Source organism: Paenibacillus vietnamensis, from assembly GCF_020169515.1.
Lineage (GTDB): Bacteria > Bacillota > Bacilli > Paenibacillales > Paenibacillaceae > Pristimantibacillus > Pristimantibacillus vietnamensis.
Map to the genome: position 1 here is coordinate 21848 of NZ_JAHMHW010000009.1, position 23454 is coordinate 45301.

General features: G+C 54.3%; 20 protein-coding genes and 1 other annotated feature. Of the genes, 7 read left to right on the plus strand and 13 right to left on the minus strand.

The window, feature by feature from the left end; genetic code table 11:
• Together KP806_RS17400 and KP806_RS17405 are read left to right on the plus strand one after the other, a co-directional pair.
• Entirely contained in the window at nt 1–1977 is a 1977-nt protein-coding gene (locus KP806_RS17400; RefSeq protein ID WP_224724996.1) for a glycoside hydrolase family 15 protein, read from the plus strand.
• A 707-nt stretch (nt 1978–2684) separates the two neighbouring features.
• Nucleotides 2685–3125, plus strand: a complete 441-nt coding sequence (locus KP806_RS17405; protein WP_224724997.1) for a Dps family protein — start codon at nt 2685–2687, stop codon at nt 3123–3125.
• 131 nt (nt 3126–3256) lie between these two features.
• Here KP806_RS17405 and KP806_RS17410 read toward each other — a convergent pair whose 3' ends face one another.
• The 5 genes from KP806_RS17410 to KP806_RS17430 all read right to left on the minus strand — a co-directional run bounded on the left by KP806_RS17410 (nt 3257) and on the right by KP806_RS17430 (nt 9109).
• On the minus strand, nt 3257–3889 hold the full coding sequence (locus KP806_RS17410; protein ID WP_224724998.1) for a fumarylacetoacetate hydrolase family protein: 633 nt from the start codon (nt 3887–3889) through the stop codon (nt 3257–3259).
• A gap of 65 nt (nt 3890–3954) precedes the next feature.
• Complete coding sequence (locus KP806_RS17415) at nt 3955–5895, minus strand: ABC-F family ATP-binding cassette domain-containing protein (RefSeq protein WP_224724999.1); 1941 nt, start codon at nt 5893–5895, stop codon at nt 3955–3957.
• A 417-nt stretch (nt 5896–6312) separates the two neighbouring features.
• Entirely contained in the window at nt 6313–7698 is a 1386-nt protein-coding gene (gene fumC / locus KP806_RS17420) for a class II fumarate hydratase (protein ID WP_224725000.1), read from the minus strand.
• A 326-nt stretch (nt 7699–8024) separates the two neighbouring features.
• A complete protein-coding gene (locus KP806_RS17425; protein WP_224725001.1) occupies nt 8025–8693 on the minus strand; it encodes a bifunctional 2-keto-4-hydroxyglutarate aldolase/2-keto-3-deoxy-6-phosphogluconate aldolase in 669 nt (222 codons plus the stop codon).
• A gap of 98 nt (nt 8694–8791) precedes the next feature.
• Complete coding sequence (locus KP806_RS17430) at nt 8792–9109, minus strand: Dabb family protein (protein ID WP_224725124.1); 318 nt, start codon at nt 9107–9109, stop codon at nt 8792–8794.
• Nucleotides 9110–10161: 1052 nt separating this feature from the next.
• Between KP806_RS17430 and KP806_RS17435 the strand changes: the two genes are divergently transcribed.
• A complete protein-coding gene (locus KP806_RS17435) occupies nt 10162–10830 on the plus strand; it encodes an endonuclease domain-containing protein (RefSeq protein WP_224725002.1) in 669 nt (222 codons plus the stop codon).
• Nucleotides 10831–11639: 809 nt separating this feature from the next.
• Here KP806_RS17435 and KP806_RS17440 read toward each other — a convergent pair.
• Nucleotides 11640–12818: an aminotransferase class I/II-fold pyridoxal phosphate-dependent enzyme gene (locus KP806_RS17440; protein WP_224725003.1), complete on the minus strand. Its 1179-nt coding sequence runs from the start codon at nt 12816–12818 to the stop codon at nt 11640–11642.
• Nucleotides 12819–12861: 43 nt separating this feature from the next.
• Nucleotides 12862–13105: a binding site (T-box leader), on the minus strand.
• A 239-nt stretch (nt 13106–13344) separates the two neighbouring features.
• On the opposite strand from KP806_RS17440, the gene KP806_RS17445 reads away from it, so the two are divergent.
• Nucleotides 13345–14016, plus strand: coding sequence for a class I SAM-dependent methyltransferase (locus tag KP806_RS17445; protein ID WP_224725004.1), 672 nt, complete (start codon nt 13345–13347; stop codon nt 14014–14016).
• 62 nt (nt 14017–14078) lie between these two features.
• Here KP806_RS17445 and KP806_RS17450 read toward each other — a convergent pair whose 3' ends face one another.
• The 4 genes from KP806_RS17450 to KP806_RS17465 all read right to left on the minus strand — a co-directional run bounded on the left by KP806_RS17450 (nt 14079) and on the right by KP806_RS17465 (nt 17132).
• Nucleotides 14079–14468, minus strand: coding sequence for a type II toxin-antitoxin system VapC family toxin (locus tag KP806_RS17450; RefSeq protein WP_224725005.1), 390 nt, complete (start codon nt 14466–14468; stop codon nt 14079–14081).
• Nucleotides 14461–14709, minus strand: a complete 249-nt coding sequence (locus KP806_RS17455; RefSeq protein ID WP_224725006.1) for an AbrB/MazE/SpoVT family DNA-binding domain-containing protein — start codon at nt 14707–14709, stop codon at nt 14461–14463. Before KP806_RS17455 ends, KP806_RS17450 begins: the two co-directional genes overlap by 8 nt.
• 457 nt (nt 14710–15166) lie before the next feature.
• Nucleotides 15167–15859, minus strand: a complete 693-nt coding sequence (locus KP806_RS17460) for an S-layer homology domain-containing protein (protein WP_224725007.1) — start codon at nt 15857–15859, stop codon at nt 15167–15169.
• Between the two features lie 85 nt (nt 15860–15944).
• Entirely contained in the window at nt 15945–17132 is a 1188-nt protein-coding gene (locus tag KP806_RS17465) for an MFS transporter (RefSeq protein ID WP_224725008.1), read from the minus strand.
• Between the two features lie 194 nt (nt 17133–17326).
• Here KP806_RS17465 and KP806_RS17470 point away from each other — a divergent pair, with 194 nt between their 5' ends.
• From KP806_RS17470 to KP806_RS17480, 3 genes are all read left to right on the plus strand, one after another.
• On the plus strand, nt 17327–17818 hold the full coding sequence (locus KP806_RS17470) for a DUF1648 domain-containing protein (RefSeq protein ID WP_224725009.1): 492 nt from the start codon (nt 17327–17329) through the stop codon (nt 17816–17818).
• Between the two features lie 87 nt (nt 17819–17905).
• Entirely contained in the window at nt 17906–18682 is a 777-nt protein-coding gene (locus KP806_RS17475) for a 3'-5' exonuclease (RefSeq protein ID WP_224725010.1), read from the plus strand.
• Between the two features lie 5 nt (nt 18683–18687).
• Complete coding sequence (locus KP806_RS17480) at nt 18688–19575, plus strand: DMT family transporter (protein WP_224725011.1); 888 nt, start codon at nt 18688–18690, stop codon at nt 19573–19575.
• A gap of 1 nt (nt 19576) precedes the next feature.
• On the opposite strand, the gene KP806_RS17485 is transcribed toward KP806_RS17480, so the two are convergent.
• The 3 genes from KP806_RS17485 to KP806_RS17495 form a co-directional block, all read right to left on the minus strand.
• Nucleotides 19577–21685 (minus strand): methyl-accepting chemotaxis protein, encoded by a 2109-nt coding sequence (locus KP806_RS17485; RefSeq protein ID WP_224725012.1) that lies wholly within the window; start codon nt 21683–21685, stop codon nt 19577–19579.
• Nucleotides 21686–21933: 248 nt separating this feature from the next.
• Entirely contained in the window at nt 21934–22356 is a 423-nt protein-coding gene (locus KP806_RS17490) for a DUF6157 family protein (RefSeq protein WP_224725013.1), read from the minus strand.
• Nucleotides 22357–22715: 359 nt separating this feature from the next.
• The gene (locus KP806_RS17495; protein WP_224725014.1) at nt 22716–23366 is read right to left on the minus strand and encodes an SGNH/GDSL hydrolase family protein; all 651 of its coding nucleotides are present in this window, start codon (nt 23364–23366) and stop codon (nt 22716–22718) included.
• Between the last annotated feature and the right edge of the window lie 88 nt (nt 23367–23454).

Consider the following 23454-nt stretch of genomic DNA (forward strand, 5'->3'; position numbering starts at 1 on the left):
ATGTCCAGCAAAAAACCGTTTCTCGTAGACGCCATTATCGGCAACTCCAGCTTACTGGCATCACTCGGCCGCACCGGCAAGCTTTACCGCCTGTGGTGGCCGAATATCGATCTGCCGCAGCACGTCGACGCCATCCGCACCGGAATTCAGCAGGGGCAATCCCCTGTCTCCTGGTTTGACGGGGAGGCGGACGGGTGGTCGCATGAAGCCACCTATGTTGCCCGAACGAACATCTTGCGGATCGGAGCGCGCTCCACGCAACATCCGGTTGAAGTGGTAAGCCGGCACTTCGCCGTTCCCGGCGAGGACCTGATCGTACGCGAATATACGTTTACGAACACGGACGTGAGCCCGGTTAGTTTCTCTTTCGTCCTTCATTCTTCTTTTTATTTAAACGAAAACCGGTTATACAACACGACGATGTTCAATGAAGAAATGGACGGCTTGGTTCACTTCCGGCATAAGTATTATTTTGCGCTTTCGAGTGCAAACGTATGCGCTGGTTATCAGGCAGGTCTCTCCTGGGACAGCGTGCAGACAGGCGATTTAAACGGGTGCGGCATCGACATGCGGCCCGACGGCGCCTTAAAATGGGCGATCGAGGAGCTGGCTCCCGGCGCATCCGTGACTATTCCCGTCTATATCGCGGCGGGCCATGACGAAGCTGGCGTTGTGCATCAAATGAGCGTCGCCAAGAGCAAATCGGGCTCCGAATGGGCGCAGCAAACCGCAGCTTACTGGAACAGCTTTCTCGATGCGGCGGCCCCTTGCCCGGTCGAAGATGCCGAGCTTTCCAAGCTGTACGACCGCTCGCTGCTGATGTTCAAGCTGATGTCCGACGAGAAAACCGGCAGCATCATTGCCGCTCCCGAGTTTGACGAGAACTTCGTCCGCTGCGGCGGATATTCGTACTGTTGGGGCCGCGATGCCGCGTTCATTACGACGGCGCTCGATAAAGCCGGACTCGGCTCCCTGTCCGACCGCTTCTATGCCTGGACGCTATCGGCCCAGTCGCCGGACGGCTCCTGGCAGCAGCGCCACTACCATGACGGCAGCCTGGCTCCGTCCTGGGGCCTGCAGATCGACGAAGGCTCCTCCATCCTATGGGGCATGTGGCAGCATTATCTGGAAAAAAAGGATGACCGCTTCGCCGAGCAGGTTTGGCCGGCCGTCGAGAAAGGCGCCGCCTTCCTGATCGGCTTCCTCGATCCGGAAAGCGGGCTGCCGCGGCCGAGCATGGATCTGTGGGAGGAGCGCGAAGCATCCCACACCTATTCTTCCGCGGCCGTGTACGGCGGCTTGACGGCGGCGGCCGGCTTTGCAGGCCTGGCCGGACGCAGCGACCTGGCCGGGCAGTGGCAGGCTGCGGCCGGCCGGATCGCGGCGGCGATCGGGGAGCTATGCTGGAATGAGGCAGGCGGCAGCTTTTACAGAGGCGTGAATTTGACGGTGAACGCGGAGAAATATGCGGCAGCTGTCGCGGCTGGAGCGGCGGGGCGCATCGTTACAGGCAACAAAGGCTACAAAAAGCACATTCTTGAGCAAGATCCTGTCCTCGACATCAGCCTGCTCGGCATTTCCGTTCCGTTCGCCGCCGTTTCTGCCGATGACGAGCGGATGCGCCGCACGGCCGATGCGGTCGAAGCGGCTTTGACCGTTTCCGGCGTCGGCGGCATCAAGCGTTATGAAGATGATCACTATATCGGCGGTAACCCTTGGATTCTGACGACGCTGTGGCTTGCCCATTACCGTATCCAGACGGGCGCGATCGACGAGGCGAAGCGGCTGCTGAGCTGGGCGGTCCGGCACCGTACGGAAACGGGCCTCCTTCCGGAGCAGATCGACAAATTCACAGGCGAAACCGCCTGGGTCGTCCCGCTGACCTGGTCGCATGCGATGTTTGTTCTAACGCTGTTCATGCTGGCGGAGGCGGAGAAAAAAGCGGAAGCCGTACAGCCAGGGGTAGCGGAAGTGTAATTTGTTCGCTGACGGGGTGCTGATAGAGTGCTGATTTAGTGCTGATAAGCGCAGCGCTCCGAGGCATGAATGATCGCTGATGCAGTGTTGACAGAATGACGCGAACGATGTAAAAGGTTAACGCCGTTTAATGGCGGATACGGACCGTTTCGCGAGGTACAAGGGTAAGTTTGATTATCTGCGAAACGTGTTATAACGCGAGTGGAAGCCCGAAGCGATGCTTCGGGCTTATTTTTTGGCGCAGGTTGACTGGGCGTCTATCCCGCGCTCGCCGGACCACGCAATTAATGCTAATAACTATCGCTTATAATTCCAAAAGTTAGCTCGAACCGCACGAGAGCGATAGAAGTATCGCTATCCCGCTATCCCTCTGTCTTCCCCTTGCCCAAAACTCGCCGGACGACACATTTAACGCTATTTACTATCGCTATTAGTCCCACAAGTTACCTCGATCAGCACATGAACGATAGAAAGTTTCGTTACCCGCCGCAATACGCTTCGTCACCACCTCAAAAATTATCCTGACGAAAGCCTGTTTCATCTCTTCCCATCCGGTGTAATAATCTTGACAAGCGCAGCCTAGTTTGTAATAATTATAAACAAGGATCAGGTCTAAATTTAATGCGATCAACAGACTATCTTTTTCCTCCGTTATCGTATTCAAGGGCTGTTTACGGCGCAAACTACCGTGAGAAAGGATGATCAACATGTCAAAAAAAGTACAAGATCAACTGAACCTGCAAATTGCGAACTGGAGCGTCCTATACATTAAGCTTCACAACTACCATTGGTATGTAACCGGACCTCAGTTTTTCACGCTGCATGCCAAATTTCAGGAATTATACGAGGAAGCCGCCCTTCACGTCGACGAAATCGCCGAACGTCTGCTTGCCGTGAAAGGCAAGCCTGTCGCCACGATGAAGGAATATCTGTCAGCATCCAGCATTAAGGAAGCCACCGGCAAAGAAGATGCCGTACAAATGGTCGATCAGCTGATCGAGGACTTCACGACCGTGATCGGCGAGCTGAAGGAAGGCATGGAAGCCGCCCAGGAAGCCGGAGACGAAACAACGGCCGACATGCTGCTCGCGATCCACACGTCACTCGAGAAGCATGTATGGATGCTTAGCGCATTTAACGGTAAATGATCTAATTCCTACATGCAAAAATCCCCCGGATCGTCCGATTTTCGGACTGTCCGGGGGTATTCATGTAACAGTGATCGATGCTGAAGCAGCCAGTCCGAAACCTCGTTCAATCGTCTCGGTACTGCCGCTTCCTATGCCAGCTTAATCGTACAGCTTCCTACTTCCTTCTCTGACCATAAAGCCTGCAAACGGTCGCCTTCATGCAGCGCAGCAACGCCGGCAGGCGTTCCCGTGTAAATGATATCGCCCGCATCGAGTCCATAGTGCTTGCCGATATAGTGAATCAGCTCGGATACTCCGAACAGCATGTCGGCCGCTTTGCCCCGCTGCGCCGTTTCTCCGTTCCGGAGCAAAACGAACTCCGTCTCTGCCAGCGCGGCCGAGCCCGGGTAAGGGAACCACTCGCCAAGGGGCGCCGAGCCTTTAAAGCCTTTCGCCGGCAGCCATGGCTGTCCCTTCGCTTTCAGCTTCGACTGCACGTCGCGCAGCGTCAAATCCAGTCCGAGCGCCAGGCCGTCGACAAGCCGGTCCGTGTCCGCACCAGGCTCGTACCTTGCGCCGATCCGCAGCACGATTTCGAGCTCGAAGTGCACTTCACCTGCATCACCTGGCACTTCAACGGCACTCCCGTTCATCGGCACAACAGCGTGCGAAGGCTTCGTGAACACCATCGGTTCGTCGGGCACCTCATTGCCCAGCTCCAGCGCATGCAGCCTGTAATTCCGGCCGATGCAATAAATGTTGCGAATATCGGTAGCTCCCATTCGTCCTTAACCCCCTTAAAAGTCAAGCATGTAAAATGCCCCTCTGCACGATAGCAGCCTATCCGTTATTTTTGAGCCGCGATTTTCTCGGCCAGCTCATTGAGCTCGGTCCAGCGGTCCATCAGCTGCTCCAGCTTCTCCTCGAGCTGCTGCTGCTCGGCCGCTAGCTCCTGCAGCCGCACCGAATCACTGGCGGCCTCCTCCATCCGTTCGGCGACGGAAGCCAGCTCCGCTTCGGCATCGGCGATCCAGCCGTCGATCTGCTCGAAGTCTTTTTGATCCTTGTAAGACATCTTCAAGGCGCGTTCGCGGCCTGCCGGTTTGCCGGCGCCCGATACGGCAGCGCTTTCTGTCTTCGCAGCCGCAGCCTTCGACGGAGCCGAAGCTTCCCGCTCCGGACCGCCGCCGTGCTTTTCCACGAACTCCTGATAATCGGAATAATTGCCCGTATGATGCGTAATGACGCCGTTCCCTTCGAACGCAATGATTTTGTCCACCGTCCGGTCCAGGAAGTAGCGGTCATGGGAAACGACAAACACGACGCCCGCAAAATCGTCCAAATAATCCTCCAGCACCGTCAAAGTCGCAATGTCGAGATCATTCGTCGGCTCATCGAGCAGAAGCACGTTCGGCGCATTCATGAGCACCCGCAGCAGCTGCACGCGCCGCTTCTCGCCGCCCGACAGCTTGGAGATCGGTGTCCACTGCATCGCCGACGCGAACAGAAACCTCTCGAGCATTTGGCTGGCCGAAATCGTCGTGCCATCCGCCGTCTTCACCTGCTCCGCGCCCTCGCGAATATATTCGATGACGCGCAGCGATTGGTCCATTTCTTCATGCTCCTGCGAGAACCAGCCCAGCTTGACCGTTGCGCCCAGCTCCACCGTCCCCTCGTCCGGCGCCAGCCGGCCTGCGATCAGCTTAAGCAGCGTCGACTTCCCGCTTCCGTTGCGGCCGACGATTCCGACCCGGTCCTCCGGCACGGCAATGTAGCTGAAATCCCGGATGAGCGTCCGGTCACCGTAGCTTTTTTTCACGCCTTCGATTTCGATAATTTTGCGGCCAAGCCTGCTCGAGGCCACCGATACCTCCAGCTTGCCGCCCGCCTGCTTCGGCGCATCCGCCTTCAGCGCTTCGAAACGGTCGATCCTTGCCTTCTGCTTCGTCGTTCTCGCCTTGGCGCCGCGGCGGATCCAGGCCAGCTCGTTCCGGAGCAAGTTTTGGCGCTTGGCCTCCGATGCCGCCTCCCGCTCTTCCCTCTCCAGCTTCAGCTCGAGAAACCGGCTGTAGTTCGCCTGATAGAAATAAGCCTGGCCTTTATCCAGCTCAATGACGCGGTTACTGACCCGATCGAGGAAGTAACGGTCGTGCGTGATCATGAGCAGTGCCCCTCTGCGCTTCTGGAGCATCCCTTCCAGCCAGGCTACCGAATCGTTGTCGATATGGTTCGTCGGCTCGTCGAGAATGAGGACGTCGGACGGCAGCAGCAGCGCCGCCGCCATGGCGACACGTTTGCGCTGCCCGCCGGAGAAGGTCTCCACCTTCGCGTCAAAATCTTGAATGCCGAGCTTCGAAAGCGCCGTCTTCGCATCGCTCTCCAGCTGCCAAGCATCCAGCTCGTCCATGCGCTGGTTCGCTTTAATCAGCTGCTCCTGCAGCGCCTCATCGCCCGGCTTCAGCTCGATTGCCGTCAAGGCGTCCGCGTAAGCGCGGACCGCGCGAAGCTGCGGCGAATCGCCGCCGAGCACATGCTCCAGCGCCGTTTCGCCGGGAGCGAATGCCGGATCCTGCGACAGCATCCGCACCGTTACCCGGCTGCCGACGGACACCGTGCCGGAATCGGCCTGCTCGAGACCCGCGATCACCTTCAAAAAGGTCGATTTTCCCGTGCCGTTAACGCCAATGATGCCGATTTTGTCCCCGTCCTCGACTCCGAACGTGACATCTTCGAACAGCACCTTCTCCCCGTAGCTCTTCGTTATATGTTCAACAGATAATAAATGCATTTGGCAAACCTACTTTTTCAAAAGATATAGTCCCGCACACAACCACTCGTATCATACCACAAATAGGCCGTTTCTTCACTTCAAACGGCGTCGCAGCGGTGTTGTAAGCCTATCCGTTCCGCCATAAATTTGACCCCCGATTCGAAGAAAATAACTGTATTGCATGTATCTAATACCGGCTTTCCGACTCGTGTCCTAAAAATAACTGCATTCGGCGTAGCTAAATAGGAAAGCATTTGGCCAAAACCGGAAAAGTGCGCAAAGGAACTACATCAAATCCAGCTATCCCCCCGGAAACAAGCTTTCTCTGAAAAATAACTGTAGCCAATCCACTTAACGGTCATCTTAACAAAAAAAGACCGCCGCCCCGCCATCATAATTATGATGACAAGGCAGCAGCCTTATATGAACAAGCGATTAACGCTTGCCGATCATGTTCTCCGGACGGACGAACTCGTCGAACTGTTCCGAAGTAAGCAGGCCGCTTGCGATGGCGGACTCCTTCAGGGTCAGTCCTTTTTTGTGCGCATTCTTCGCAATGGCCGCCGCATTCTCGTAGCCGATATGCGGGTTCAGCGCCGTTACAAGCATAAGCGACTGATCAAGGTTGCGCTTGATCGCAACTTCGTTCGGCTCGATGCCGATCGCGCAATTATCGTTAAAAGAGATCATGCCGTCAGCCATAAGCGCCACGGATTGCAGGAAGTTGTAGATAATAACGGGTTTAAATACGTTCAGCTCGAAGTTGCCTTGGCTGGCCGCCATCGAGATCGCCGTATCGTTGCCGATTACTTGACATACCGCCATCGTAATGGCTTCGCTTTGCGTCGGATTTACTTTGCCCGGCATAATGGAGCTGCCCGGCTCGTTCTCCGGGATCGTAATTTCGCCGATGCCGCAGCGCGGACCGCTCGCCAGCCATCTGACGTCGTTGGCGATTTTCATCAAATCCGCCGCAAGAGCTTTGACCGCGCCATGCGTGTACACGATTTGGTCATGGCTCGTCAAGGAGTGGAACTTGTTCGCTGCCGTAATGAAGCGTTTGCCTGTCAGCTCGGTTACTTCTTCAGCTACCTTCACCGCAAAATCCGGGTGAGCGTTCAGCCCCGTGCCTACAGCTGTGCCGCCAAGCGCCAAATCGCGCATTTGCTCCACGCTTTGCACCAGCATCTCGCGCGTTCTGTCCAGCATCGAGTACCAGCCGCTGATTTCCTGGCCGAGCGTGATCGGTGTTGCATCCTGCAGATGGGTACGGCCGATTTTGACGAGATCGTTAAATTTCTCCGCTTTTGCGCGAAGGGTGCCGTTCAGCACGTCGATCGCCGGGAGCAGCTTGTCCTCAAGCGCAATAACGCCCGCGATATGCATCGCTGCAGGGAAGGTGTCGTTCGAGCTTTGGGACCGGTTCACGTCGTCGTTCGGGTGAATGCGCACATCGCTGCCGCGCTCTGCAAGCAAAGCGTTAGCTCGGTTCGCAATAACCTCGTTCACGTTCATGTTCGTTTGCGTGCCGCTGCCTGTTTGCCATACGACGAGCGGGAAATGCTCATCCCATTTGCCCGATACGATTTCGTCGACCGCTTCGCCGATGATAGCCGCTTTGGCGGAATCCAGCACGCCCAGCTTCTCGTTCGCATTCGCAGCTGCTTTTTTTATGTACGCCATCGCGTAGACGACTTCAATCGGCATGCGCTCTCCGCTGATCTTAAAGTTCTGAAGGCTGCGCTGCGTTTGCGCTCCCCAAAGCTTGTCCGCGGGAACCTTGATTTCCCCCATCGTGTCCTTCTCAATCCGGTAATCCATCGCTTCAAAACACTCCTTCTTGTTCATTTCATTTATAGCAAGGTGAAACGGCTGTCGCTGCGCACGAACGGTTAGCTGCATCTTTGCGCAGCTCAGCTCTGTGCTTATGGCGGCGCGGCGCGTTTCATTCCGAGAAATATAGGCCAAGTACGGAGAAAACGTATACTTTCCTATATTTCAAAAAGACCCTGTTTCTGTTATAACGCTATTCCCGCCGAGAAGCAAGCAGCCGGGCTTAACATTACCTTTTTCTACGCAAATGCCTTCCTTTTCCCGCAAAAATACCCCGGCAAAGCGTCAACCGCTCCACCGGGGTAAATCCGCGTTTACAGGCCTTTCGCTTCGCGGTAAGCTGCGATATACGCCGCCGCCTTCTTCTCGATCAGCGAGAAATCGCCGGTCTTCACGGCATCCTTCGTCAAGTCGGAGCCAATGCCAACCGCAACTGCACCCGCCTTGATCCAGTCCTTCAGGTTGTCCAGCGATACGCCGCCTGTCGGCATAACGTTCGCCTGCGGCAGCGGTCCTTTAATGGACGGGATGACGCTCGGCGAATAAAGGTTGCCCGGGAACAGCTTAACTACGTCAACGCCAAGCTCAAGCGCCGTTTGAATTTCCTGGATCGTCATCGTGCCCGGCATCACAGGAATCGCATAGCGGTTACAAAGCTTGATCGTATCGGCGTTAAGCGACGGGGCAACGACATATTCGGCACCGGCCAAAATCGCCGCGCGAGCCGTTTCCGGATCCAGCACGGTACCAACTCCGATAATCGCAAAGTTGTCCGCATCCGGAGATACGGAGCTGGAAAATTCCTGCGACAGCTGCTCGATCGCGCGAAGCGCGAAAGGTACCGTCATCGTAATCTCGATGGCTTTGATGCCGCCTTTAATGGCGCGGCGCGCCATTTCCGCCACTTCCTCCGGGGAGTCCGCGCGCAATACTGCTACAACGCCCGCTTCCGTCAGCTGCTGCAGCACTCTAAGCTTTTTCATCCGTAAGTCCCTCTTCCCTTTTTGTTCATATTTGTTCGAAAATGTTCTATCTCTATCGCTCATTATAGGCCCTATCGTCCAAATCTTCAATCGCCAGCTCAGTTCTTGTAATCGATTTCTAGAAATTTCTCGACTTCCGTCAGCCACCGCTCGTTCACAAACTGCACATGCAGCGGATGATCGTTGTACGCCTCGTAATCGTCCTGATTGGCGAATTCCATCGCGAAGCCGTGGCGGTATTCGTTTTTGGGGCTGACCTGCTTGTACACGCGGAAGTTGTTCACGACCGGAATCGAGGTTAAAATCCGCTCCCCGTCCTCCAAAAACCGGCGCTCCTCCTCCGAGCCCTCCTCATGCTTCAAGCTGAAAATGACCGAATGCAAAATCCACTCTTTCGACTGCTCCGACACACTCATCTCTCCCTTTTTTTGTGACTGGCTCGACACATAGCCTAAACGTACCATAAACAAGCTTCTGTGTGCTATACTGCGATAACCAGTTATGCAACTTAAGTTCTGATGCACTTTATGCATCAGACTCCCCCCTCCAGCATACCTCATCGCTGCCAGGCTGTACTTTTTACAGCAGATAGCCTAACTAACTTCGTCTCTGCTAGACTGCACTTTATGCAGCAGACGGCCTCACTAACTAACTTCGCCTCTGCCGGACTGCACTTTATACAGCAGACGGCCTCCGTAACCAGCTCCCCTTCATCTAGACTGCACTTTATGCAGCAGACGGCATCCGTAACTAGCTCCCTTTCATACAGGCTGCACTTTTTGCAGCAGAATCCACCATTTAGCGCTCAACCCTACTAACTGGCTCAAATTCTGCTGCATATGTGCATCACAACTCGCCGCACCCGCTCCCATGTCAGGTTTCTGATGTAAAAAGTGCAGCAGCGTCGATTTTCTTTCCAGGGTGACAGGCGTTTGAACGAGTTATGTTACTTTAGAGGCCCAATCCGATGCACTTTATGCATCAGACTCCCCCTCCAGCATACCTCATCACCGTCAAACTGCATTTTATGCAGCAGACAGCCTCACTAATAACTTCGCCTCTGCTAGACTGCACTTTATGCAGCAGACAGCCTCACTAATAACTTCGCCTCTGCTAGACTGCACTTTATGCAGCAGACGGCCTCCGTAACTAGCTCTCCTTCATCCAGACTGTACTTTTTGCAGCAGAATCAACCATTTAGCGCTCAAACCCACCTACTGGCTCGCATTCTGCTGCATATGTGCATCACAGCTCGCCGCCCCCGCTCTCATGTCAGGTTTCTATTGCAAAAAGTGCAGCAGAACTTTACACGTTTTGATCAACGTTCAATATCGCCAGCGATTCGCAGAATCGAGGCTATTGGAACATTATGAATTGAATGTTATACTGACTGCAGACGAAGAACGTCCTAAAACCATCCGATGGTTTCAGGGCGTTTTTTTTATTTGTTGTAAAGGAGGGTTCATAGATGAGCTCATTCGAACAAGCACATAACGACCTTATCGCCTATCACGAGGAACTCCGAAAGGGCGAACGGAAGAGGAGACTGGTCAGAGGGCATGATTACGCGGAAAAGCTGATGCTCCAAAATGTATGGTGGCCTGTATTCGGTCATTTCGAGTACCTGCATCCGGAGTATGAGGTTCTGGATTGGAATCGGAAATCGGTATATCTGGATTTTGCATTCCTTCCGCCATTTGGACGCTTTGGAATAGAATGCGACGGCTTTCAGAGCCACATCAAAGATATGGATAGAGAGAAGCATAGCTACGCGGTGAACCGGGATACTTTTTTGACCGGGATGGGATGGAGGATGCTGCATTTTACGGTAGACGATATCAAATACCGTCCTGAGATTTGCCGAATGCTGCTTAAGCTTTGCCTCGCCCCCTATCTCATCAATAATCAGACAGATCGGCTGATAAACGCCAGGGACCGGGAGGTGCTGCAGCTTTCGTGGTCACTCGGCCGGAATATTCGCCCTAAGGATGTCAGCAACGCGCTGAACATCAATCACCGTACCGCCGTGAAAAGATTGCATTCCCTTGTTGAGCAAAAACTTCTCCTGCCTGTTAAGAATGGCAGAGATGTCCGGCAATATAAGTTAGCTGAAGGGGCATTGGAGAAGCTGTTTTAAAAGGCTGTTAGACGAAACAATGCGTAACCTAACTTGCGCTTTAGTTCGTTACTTGTATAGTTACTATCACTGCGTACTGATGCACTTTATGCAGCAGTTTCCCCCACTAGCCAATCTCATCACCGCCAGGCTGAACTTTATACAGCAAACAGCCTCACTAACTATCCACCTCGGCTAGACTGTAGTTTATGCAGCAGACGGCCTCACTAACTAACTTCGCCTCTGCCGGACTGCACTTTATACAGCAGACGGTCTCCGTAACTAACTCTCCTTCATACAGGCTGCACTTTTTGCAGCAGAACCAGCCATTTAGCATTCAAACCCGCCATCTGGCTCGAATTCTGCTGCATATGTGCATCACAACTCGCCGCCCCCGCTCCCATGTCAGGTTTTTGATGTAAAAAGTGCAGCGGCGGCGATTCTCTATCAGGGTGAAAGGTGTTAGATCGACTTATGTTACTTTAGAGGCCTAATCTGATGCACTTTATGTATCAGTTTCCCCTCTTGCCGACCTCGTTACCCTAGGCTGCGCTTTATGCAGCAAACAGCCTCATTAACTAACTTCGCCTAGGCTAGACTGCACTTTATGCAGCAGAATCCACCATTTAGCGCTCAAACCCGCCATCTGGCTCGAATTCTGCTGCATATGTGCATCACAACTCGCCGCCCCCGCTCCCATGTCAGGTTTTTGATGTAAAAAGTGCAGCGGCTGTCGGCTGGTGGTCGAAAATTTGGTGAACGGCAGGTTAGTCGACGTTAACAAGTTTATGTCAGGCCAGTAAACTTCGAACAAGTAGGTCCCCTTGGCTCTAACCCTTTAATGTCCTCAACCACCTGTCCATCCGCTCCAGCGCTTCCGTCAGCTTGGCAACCGAGGTGGCGTAGGAGCAGCGGAGAAAGCCTTCGCCTCCGAGGCCGAACACATGCCCCGGAACAGCAGCCACGCCCGCTTCGACAATGAGCCGCCCGGCGAATTCGTCGGAGCTTAGCCCTGTCCGAGCGATAGACGGGAAAGCATAAAAGGCGCCCATCGGCTCATGGCATGCCAGTCCGATCTCGCGGAGCCCCTTCACAAACATCCGCCTGCGCCGGCTGTACGATTCGATCATCATCTCCATCTCCTCAAGCCCGTTCCGCAGCGATTCGATTGCCGCGATTTGTCCAAGAATAGGGGCGCACATGACCGTGTACTGGTGAATCTTCAGCATGGCTCCGATCAGCTCCTTGTTGCCGCACGCGTAACCGATCCGCCAGCCCGTCATCGCAAAAGCTTTGGAAAACCCGCTGATCAGCAGCGTTCTCTCCTTCATGCCCGGCAGCGAGGCGAAGCTGACATGTTTTCCTTCATAAGTAAGCTCGGCATATATTTCATCCGTCACAACGATGAGATCATGCTCCTCCGCCAGCTTCGCGATCGGCAGCCAATCTTCATAAGTCATAATTCCGCCGGTCGGATTGCTCGGATAATTGAGAATCATCACCTTCGATTTCGGAGACAAATGCGGCCGCAGCGCATCGGCCGTCAGCTTAAAACCGTCCCTCGCGAACGTCTCCACCTCAACCACTTTGCCGCCGTTCAGCTGCGCGATCGGGGAATACGCAACGTAACTTGGAACAGGCACCAAAATTTCATCGCCGGGCACGATCAAAGCGCGCAGCGCCAAATCAATCGCCTCGCTCCCCCCCACTGTCACCATCATCTCGTCCGATGGCTCATAGCGCAGCCCGAACCTTTTATCAAGATAAATCGCAATTTCCTCGCGTAGCTCGAGCAAGCCGGCATTCGGAGTATAGGTCGTTTTCCCCTGCTCCAGCGCACGCACGCAGGCAGCCCGCACATGCTCGGGAGTGACAAAGTCCGGCTCCCCGACTCCAAGCGATATCATATCCTTATTCCCCTCCGCGAGGCTAAAAAACTTCCTGATGCCCGAAGGCGGAATTTGCCGCGCTGCAGGCGCCAACCTTTCATTCATCGTCCATGTTTTCATTCGCGTTTCCCCCTTTTTTGAAATAAAAAAAGACCCGTCCCCAAAAAGGGACGAGTCTTCACCCGTGTTACCACCCTAGTTCCGCGCTCCACATCAAAAAGCACGGCTCTCCGCAACGTATCCATCAATACGCGTTCCCGTTAACGCTGGACCTGCGGCAGAGCTTACTGAATTTCAGCCTGCTTCTCGGAGATGGCTTTCCGCGGCGCCCGAACGTTGGTTTTCAGCTCCCCCAACTCTCTGTTCGATCAAGCGCTTGGCGTACTCTTTCTCGTCATCGAATGTATGATTATTTCGCTCATCCTGACGGATAAACGACAACCGTTAAATTTAAATTTCACTCATAATACCACCAAAAGCGGGGATGCGCAACCACGTTTTGTTTATAGTTTTAAACTATAACGTATATTCACTTTATATATTTCAAAAATAAAAACTCCCCCTGTAAAATACACCTTAACCAAACCGACAGCACAGGCATCTTGATGGTTAACCCATGCATATTCCATCCCAAGGAGGCAAACCAATGAGTGAAATTGTGCAAAAACAGTTTAGCGCAGGCGCGAAGCATTATAACCGTCAGAGGAGGCAGCTGATTCCCTGCTTTGATGATTTTTACGGAACGGCGGCGGAGTGGGTCACTTGCGAAAGGCAAACACCGCGCATTCTCGATCTGGGGGCGGGAACCGGACTGTTCTCCGCGTTCATCCGCAGCAAATACCCGGATGCGGAGCTCACACTCATCGATTTCAGCGGAGAAATGCTGGAGCAGGCGCGCATTCGCTTCGCAGGCGATCCGAACGTGCAGTACATTGCGGCCGATTACACCAGCTATGCTTTCACGGAGCGCTACGATGCGGTCATCTCCTCGTTGTCCATTCACCACTTGACCCATCAGGCCAAAAGAGATCTGTTCGGCACCATTCGCGGACTTCTGGCCGAGGGAGGCTGCTTCGTGAATGCCGATCAGGCGGCAGGCGCAACTCCCGCTATCGACAAGACCTATATGTCAAGGTGGAAAGCAGCCGTACGTGCAAGCGGTCTGCCTGAAGAAGCGCTGGCTGCCTCGATCGAACGCAGAAAATCGGACATTAACGCAACCGTTCCGGAGCAGCTGCAATGGCTGAACGAGGCCGGCTTCGCGGAAGCCGATTGCGTGTACAAATATGATGGCTTTGCGGTGTTTTTTGCCAAATAGACGGACTGCCGGCTGAAGGGGGCATCACCATCTAATGACGCCCCCTTCAGCCAGCCGGAGTATCAGTGAATAAGAATAATTTCCACTCCGAAGTCTGTATGCTTCCAAGCTCGATCGGCAGTGATGACTGGGCATTCCAACTGCTTGCCTAATGCAAGGCACGCTAAATCCCCCAGTGATAATCCCGAAAACTGAGATGTCGCTCGCATCGCCCCAACTTGAATGGCCAAGTCTTGACTGAAGTCGATGATTTGCAGACCAAGCAAATGGAGATAAGACAAAAGCTGATCTGCAGATAATCCGAAAGGCTGCGTTTTACCTACTATTTCAGCCAGATTAACTGCCGATAGCCTGCTGCGGCCACCCAGGCAGGTCGACACCATCTCATGCCCAGGTTCCTTGTACAACAATGCCAGCAGTGCAGATGCATCGAAAACGAAAATGTCATTCATGCTTGGATTGTTCCTTTCGATCCGCAATCAACTCATCCGAAAGTTGTCGTCCATCGGTCACATACCGGGCCATTTGCTCCTGCACATAGGCAATAGCTTGTGACCGAGTCATGAGGATGAGCTTGCCATTTTCCATATGCAGCAAAAGCTCGTCTCCGATATTTAAACCAAGGGCCTTTCTATATTCAGACGGGATTACGATCCTGCCGCCTTCTCCAAGCTTTACCGGTGTTTGCTCCATTCGATAACCTCCTGGAATAATATTCACATGACATATCTATTTTACTATGACAATCGATTATTCCCAATGCCATACATTATAATCAATGGCATTATACAAAAAGCATGGTAAGCTTTCAATTTTCCATTGAAATCACATGCGGCTTTCTGCAGTCCTAACCTCAAGAGATCAGAACACACCGGCACTTCGATGGAGATGAAGTCGGCACGGACACACAATCCCTATCCCCCCAAAAACCCCCGAATTCCCGAGGTTCCGGACTCCTATTCCGCTACTTGCCGGAAATCGATCTAAAAAGCAGCGTTCGGAAGCCAATAACGGATCCTGTGTCACTCCAACTGTCCAAAACTCACGAAATCGCAAAAAAAACGGAGCCTTGGACCGCGCGCACCACCGCACTTTTTCCCAACAAAAAAGCAGCCGCACAGGATAGCTCCCATACGGCCGCTTTCGCTAATTACACTCCGCTATCCTGCTGCGGCTCCTCTTCCGGCATATCGACCTCGTCGTCCTGATGAGCATCGATGAAGGCGCGCGCTTCGAACAAGATGGCGGCCGCCTCCGCGCGGGTCAGCACATGCGACGGATCGAAATTCCCTTCCTCGTCGAGAGTGAGGAATTTGTACAGCAGCGCCCGCTGAATCGTGCCTTGATAATCCACGTTAATGTCATCTTCATCCGCGATCGGAATGTACATTTTGATAGTCGGATACTGTCCAGTCAGCTCAACCGCCTGCACCAGGTAATGCACGAACTCCTCCTTCGTCAGCGCCGCGTTCGGGTCAATGTCCGCCGGGATGTCGAGGCCGTTAACCTGAGCAATGACAAAATCCTCTGCATACCAAGCGTCATTCGCAATGTTCGTGTAATAGTCGTCCGCTAAAGGAGCTTTTATGAAGCTGAACGCCGCCAGGCTGATCTGAGTCGTTCTCACGATGAGCGAAATGCCCTGGGCTGCCGTCAATTGGTCCTCCGGATGAAATTCCGTAGCCGTCACCCCTTTAATAATGCCCTTCTGCTGAAGAGCTTCGATTTGGGCTTTGCTTGCAGAACCTGCGATATCGGCAAACACATCGGCTGCAAAAGCCTGGGACGCCATCGACACAGACAGCAAGAGCGCTGCAGCCGTCATACTGAACCGTTTTTTCATAAAACATTCCACCTTTTCAACTAGTTTGGTCACGTTCTATATAAATCAACGCTCCCTCAATCGAAAAGGTTGCACAAGCACGATATCAGCCCCCAGCCTGCACCGGTAAGGCAGACTCTCCCTTCCTGCGCAAGCGCCAATAGAGCAGCAAAAACGCGGCGCTCCCCGCCAAGGACAAAAATCCGCCCGACCGGTACATCGCAGCCGGTCCGAGCGCCTGGAACATCCAGCCGCCGACGACTCCCGCTGCCATGCCTGATAAGCCGCCGTACGTAAGCGCGTATAGCGCCTGGCCGGAAGCCCGCAGCTCGGCAGGGACAAGCATCACCGTCAGCTGCGTCCCGATATAGTAGTACATACCGAACGTCAGGCAGTGCAGCATTTGGAAATAGATGATCTGCCTGGCATTGTCCGCATCCGCCATGAGAAACCATCGCAGGGCATATAATAGGCCGATGGCAACGACGCACAGCAGCATCGTTCCCGTATTTTTCTTCAAGTACCGGTCCAGCAGCAGAAAAACGGGAATTTCGAAAATCGACGACCAGAAGGCCGCCCAGCCGATCAGCGACGCCTCGCCGCCCAAATCCGAAATATAGAGAGAGATGAACGTCGTGTTCATCGAATTCGGTATCGAAATGACGAGCCCGATGGCCAAAAAAAGTACAAACAACCGGTTGCCGAGCAGCGAAACCATCCGGACCTTCCGCTTGCCCGCCGCGCCGTGCGATTCTCCCTTGGGCAGCGCCATTGCAAAAGCCAGCGCCAGCAGCATCATCGCCGTATAAACGATCCAAAGCCGATCGATGCCGATCCTGCCGATGACGGGCCCCGCCCCGGCCGCCATGACCGCCCAGCCAAGCGAGCCGAACAGTCGGAACGCGCCGAACTGATGCGCCGTCCCTTCGATGCTGTTCAAGATCAGGCTGTTGCTCTGCGAGAATAACGGCATTTGAAAAAAGAAAAAACAGAGCATCGCCGCATAAATTAACGTATACGACCCGCTCAAAAACACAAACTGCATAATAAGCATGCTCCCGGTCAGCATGAAGATCAGAATAAGCCGGATATTGCGGAACCGGTCGCTTAAATACCCCCAGAACGGATTCGCGAGCAGCGATACGACCGGCCCTCCGGCCATCAAGGCGCCGATCTCCAAGGTCGACATGCCGACGGATTGCAAATACAAGGCAAAAAAAGTGCTGTACACCGCAATAGCGCCGTACACAAAAAAATTAAAGGCTTTAATCATATGAAACGGTCTGTTAATCATGATCTGTCCTTATCCTTCCGGTATCGCGAGGTATGTCCTACGGCTTCACGTTCTACCTTATAACGCGGAGCCCGCATCCGCAAGCTTTTTTGAGGCTGCAAAAAGCCACCTTAAGCCGGTCGGCACCGTATACTATAGAAAAATAACCGGGCGTTAGCCCTGAGCATCTTATCTTCGGAAAGGCGGTCCGACCTATGGAAAAACGTCCGATTCTCGCCGTGCCCAGAACGGCGCTGGAGCGCTGGCACGATGCAGCAGCGATTGTGATCCTCTTGCTTTCCATCGTCTATTTTGGATGGAAATGGCCGGGCCTGCCCGCTACGGTCGCTATCCATTTCAATGCGAAGGGAGATCCCGACGGCTGGGGAAGCAAAGCCACGCTGCTGCTTCTGCCTGCGCTTACCCTTTTCCTCTACGCCGGATTAACTTCGCTTCGTCAAATCCCGCACCACTTCAATTATTTGAAGCCGATCACCGAACAAAACGCCCTATATCAATACCGGACGGCGATTCACATGCTCAGCTGGCTGAAGCTCGAAATCGTGCTGCTGTTCAGCTATATGCAGTGGGCGTTCATCCGCAATGCGGAGGGCCTCGCGTCCGGTATCGGCATCTGGCTGGTTCCCGCCGCGCTCGCCGCCGTGTTCGGCACCTTAATCATTTACATCGTTAAACTTACGAGATAGCCGGCTGCCAGATTGTACTTCCCCGCTGCAGTTCGTTTTCTGCTAAAATGGAGAATACACGCTACTTAGCTATCGGAGGTAAAAGGATTGGACTACATCGTATTGGATATTGAATTTAACGGCCGCAAATTTGCGAGCGAGCTTCCTATGGAAGTTATTGAAATCGGAGCCGTTCGGCTGAACGGCTCTTTGGAGCGCATAGATGAGTTTTCCGCGCTGATCAAGCCGGTTTATTTTGCCAAGCTGAACAGCTTTATCAAGAAAAAAACCGGCATTCCGCAGGAGGACATCGATACCGCCAGCCGCTTTCCGAAGGTGCATAACGACTTTGTCGCTTGGCTGAAGAAGAGCGAAAGCTTTATGCTCATCACCTGGGGCGGCGAGGATATGAAGCGGATCGTACTGGACACGAGAATGCATAAGCTCGATGATTCCTTCTGGATGGCTGCGGACTATTTCGACCTGTTGAAGGGCTATATCCGCTTTAAAAACGTGACGAACGACGTCAGTGTGGAAGCCGCGCTGCAGGAGCTGGACATTCCGGCCGAAGGCTCGGCGCACCGGGCATTGGACGACGCGCGCATGACGGCGGAGGTGCTCCGGAAAATTTTTGACGGGCTGGATTTCGAGCTGAAGCAGCAGTACAAGGACATGTACACGAACGCCAAGGAAAGAAGAATGGTCAAAAACGCGATCCGCTCGATGAAGGCGCAAAAGATCGTCCCGCAGTGGGAAGTATTCGCGGAAAAATATTTGGCGGGCAAAGCCACGTTCGAGGATGTGCGGAAGGTCGCGGAGCTTCAGCAATATTTTGAAGCCGAAGTGGAGAAGGCCGGAAAATCGTCCGCCGGACAAGCCGGGTAAGGCCGATGAGCACCCTGGTCCGGGAGCAGAAGACTTTTCAAGCCTTCGAGCTGCTATATGTGATTGGAATCGTCGCCATTTCGTTCTCGTCTATATTCATCAGATGGTCCAGCGCGGACGTCGCGGTTATCGCGATGTACCGGCTGTACCTGACGAATCTGCTAATGCTGCCGCTCGCATGGAAGTACCGGGCGGAGCTGCTTGGCCTCAGCGCCAGGCAAATCAAACTGCTTGCGGCCTCCGGCTTGATGCTGGGGCTGCATTTTTTGCTTTGGATGACATCGCTGCGGCTGACGACCGTTGCAAGCTCCACCGTTATTCTGACGCTGGAGCCGGTGCTCGTGATGCTCGGCTCTTACCTGCTGTTCCGGACCAAGGTGAACCGGATCATGCTGTGGGGCATGGGCCTTGCCTTAATCGGGTCGGTCATCATCGGCTCCGGCGATTTCCAGCTGTCCCGGGAAGCCTTGACCGGGGACGTGCTGTCCTTTCTCGGCGCGGCTGCGGTCGCCGTCCATATGCTGATCGGCAAGCAGCTGCGCGCGGATATTAGCGCTTTTGCCTATAACTTCTGGGTGTTCTTCATCGCCGCTACCGCGCTTGCCGCCTATAATTTGGCGCTCGGCCTTCCGTTTACCGGCTACGGTGCCGGCGAATGGGGCATTTTCCTGCTGCTTGCGATCGTGCCGACGCTGTTCGGCCATTATCTATTCAACTGGCTGCTCAAGCATATGAGCGCCGCAGCCGTCTCCATGTCCGTGCTTGGCGAACCGGTTATCGCCTCCTTGCTTGCATGGATGCTGCTGAAGGAGGCGCTGACCGCCTATCAGCTCGGCGCCGGCGCGCTTATTTTGTTCGGCGTCTGGCTGTTCATCCGGTTCGGCAAGGAATAGCTTATACCTTGAAATGGGACAGTTTCTCCACCAGCTCTTGTACCATATCGCCAAGCGCCGCAGCCGAGGAGGAGATTTCCTCCATAGATGCAAGCTGCTCCTCCGAAGCCGCGGCAACGCTTTGCGAATCTGAGGAGGCCTCCGAAGCCAGAGCCGCAAGCTGCTCCACGCTCGCCGAAATTTGCCCGGTGCTCGCCGACAGCTGCTCCGCCGCGGCGGACACCTCTTCAATCTGGCCGTTTACCTGACCCATCTCCGACAAAATCGAGACGAACAAACCTCCGCTTTCCTTCACGCTCTGCACGCCCTGCAGCACCTTCCCTTTGCCTGCCTCCATCGCTTCGGAGGCCTTAACCGTATCCGTGCGGACGTCCGCGACCAGCTCTGCAACCTGCTCGGCCGCCTGCTTCGTCTGATCCGCCAGCTTGCGGATCTCGGAAGCAACAACCGCGAAGCCTCTTCCTTGGTCGCCGGCTCGGGACGCTTCGATCGCCGCATTCAGCGCAAGCAGATTCGTCTGCTGGCTGATCGCCGATATGAGGCCGATCATCCCGCCGATTTGAACGGATCGCTCCTCCAAGCGGGCAACCGCATTGCCCGTGTCTTCCACCGATTGCTGCAAATCCTCCATCTGGATGACCGCATGCTGCAGCCGGTCGCTGCCCTGCCTCGTCTGCTCCGCAACCTCTTGGGCGGACACGGTGACAGCCGAAGATGACGCGGCGATCCTCTGCACCCCAAGCGTCATTTCATTCATCGCCACCGCCGATTCGGAGGCGTAATCGTTTTGCTGCTGAGCTCCTTCGGCAACTCTGGAGATTGATCCGGTGATCGTCTCGGCCGCTTTCCCCGTCTGCTCGGCGCCGGCCGTGAGCTGCTGTGACGCTGCCGAGGCTGCCATCGTCAAGTCGGCCACCAGTCCGAACATGCCGCGCAGCTTGCTTGTCATTACGTTGAAATGGCCGGCCATCCGGCCGAACTCATCCCCCGACCGAACCGGAAGCTGCTGCGTCAAATCGCCGCCGGCCATCAGCTGCAGCTTCTCCGACAGCGTGCGAAGCGGCCGCACGACCATGAGCCGGACCAGCAAAGCCATGATCGCCGCCATTGCCGCCATCGCCAACACGACCGTCAAAATGGCTCTGCGCTGCGCTTCGGTATACTTCTCCATAACCGTTGCTTCCGGGATGGCCGACTGCGTGTACCATACTTGATCGCTGCCGGGCATTAAGACCGGTTCGAACACGCGCAGCACCCGAAGCCCCTTTGAATTCAACGTATATCCCGTGAGCCGGCTGCCTTGCGCGACATCCTGCCACAGCGCTTCCTTCTCCGGATTATCGCCGTAAGGTTGCAGAATCGAATCCGGGTCGTTCGGATTTGCGGCATAGAGGCCCTTGGACGTAATGAGCGACACGTAGCCGCCGAGCGGCTTGTATTTTTGGGCTTCCACCTGCAAATAAGCAAGCGATACGTCCATTCCGACGATGCCTAGAAAACGTCCCGATTCGTCAACAATCGGCTGGACGACGGACATCATCTGAATCTGCTCCCCCGAAACCTCGTAGCTGTACGGCTCGATATAGGTCAGCTTCTTGCTTGCTTTGGGCAGCAGGTAGTAATCTCCCGCACCCGGCGTTTCGTAGTCTCGCAGCGGCACCGCCTTAATTCCTTCTTCGCCGTGAGTCAAAAACGGAACGAAGCGGCCCGTCCTGTCGTCATATGCCGTTTTGCCCCGGTATGCCGCGTCATTGCCGTCAAAAGCGCCCGGCTCCCAAAGCGTGTAAAGCGCAAAAACGTCCGGACGCTCGGCCAGCATGCCTTTCATCAGCGAAACAGCCTCCTCGCGCGACAGGCTTTGATCGTCCCGCGTGTCCAGCAGCAGCTCCGAGAGCGTTGTGAGCGAAGCGGTAATTTCCGTAAACGTATCCTTGAACGTTGTGGCATATTCCCGGCCCGCCTCGACCGCTTCCTGTTCGCCGTTCGCCACCGTAACCGTCTTCAATTGATTCAAATTCAAAAATAAAATAGCGCCAAGCACCGCTGCGACAACAATTCCCGCCGCCGCGGTCAATTTAACCATTAACGAAAGCCTGCGAATGTAAGGCATACTACCATCTCCACCCTCTGTCTGTTAAGTCGTTAATCGACAAAATTCAGCCCTCATTGAATAGGCATAAAGACCTATCAAAGCATAAACGGCTGTTGCCGTCTTTGGTGGCTAAAGCTCGTTTCGCGTAGATATACAAGTCAGTTATAAACTTAAACTTATAGACTCTTATATTTAAAAAAAGCTGACACAGTCCTTCACAGAAGGGCCGCATCAGCTTTTTTAGAAGGATGGCGCGTTTGCCGGTCTTATTTTTTACTGCTCCTCATGCCTGCTACGACCTTCACATTCGCGTTCCCGCCTTCCGCAAAATGGGCGTATTCGGCGGATTCCCGCGGGATCAGCTTCATCCTGCCCTCTCCGTTGAAGTGAATGCCCCAGCCGTACTTCTTCGGGAGCATCGATGCACGCATGCAGGCCATCGGCTTCGAAAAAAACGCCTCGCGGATTTCCGGTCCATTCTCGGCAAGCTCCTCGGCCGAAATCCCCTTGTGCCGAACATGTACTTCATACAGCAAGTCCTCCTGCGTGTAGGCGTAAGGACGGCTGGCAAGCTCGTACTCCAGGCTGGGCTTCGTGCGTCCGCTCTTCTTGTCCGGCGGCACGACGCCGAATTCCGCAAGGCAATCGGGCGATACCGTAATGAACGTATTGTAATAGTTCCATTCCATGGCGGTTTCCTCCTGACCCTTTTATTAGTTAGTATACCTTTTCCGTAACTGGATTTAACGCATTTAATTCTAACGAAATTATAGTAGTCGGATAAATAACGGGATTCGCTGCATATAATTCGGCCAGTCTGTCCGGAATCAGCCAATTCCCAGCATTTATATGGGCGAATTCCAGTTATTTAGCAAAAAGTGGAGTTATGCCGGATTTAAATACAGACAATCCATTTATTTCGCCAAATTGCCAGCAGGACGGTGAACCGGGCGGACAGGGCCCTCCCGTCCCTGGCAAAAACAGAAAAGCGGACAAGCCCAAGCTTGTCCGCCCACTTCCCGATTGCCCTCCGGCACCGGCATCCGGTCTATTTGTCCAAGCCAGCGGCTTTTACCGTCGCAAGCCACTGCTGAGCAATCAGCTCGTGACCCGCCGCGGTCGGATGAACGCCGTCCCAAAGCCAGTACGAGGCTTCAGCCCGCCCGCAAGCCGCATCGAAGACGGACTGCAGCGTAACGAACACGGCGCCGAACTCCTGGGCAAGCTCGCGGACCGTATTCTGATACGACGCCAGAAGCTCTGACCAGGCCGGCCAGTTTTCGGCGGGAGCGCCCGTATTCAGAATGAACGGCTCGCAAAGCACCAATTCCGTGTCCGGCAGCACCTCACGCGTCTCTTCCAGCAGATGCCGGTAGGCCCGTCCAAATCGGTCCGTCACGCCGCTCGGCAGCGCGTTCATCGTTCTCCACGCATCGTTCACGCCGATCAGAATGCTGATCAGGTCCGGCTTCAAGCTGATCGCGTCCTCGTTCCAGCGGGCATACACATCCGAGATGCGGTTTCCGCTGATTCCCCGGTTGTAGATGACCGGCCTTTGCTCCGCTTGCTCGAAGCCCAGCCTTGCGCCGATCAGATAGGCATAGCTGTGCCCCAAAATATGATTCGGATCCTCGTTCCTTCCTCTTGCACCGTCTGTAATCGAATCGCCTTGAAATAGAATGACTCTTTGTTTTGACATTTACTCCATTCCTTTCCTTTGATCGAATATTTTTATTATAGGGGAAAAATAGATAACCCGGCATTTCAATTTTTGACGATCGTTGCAA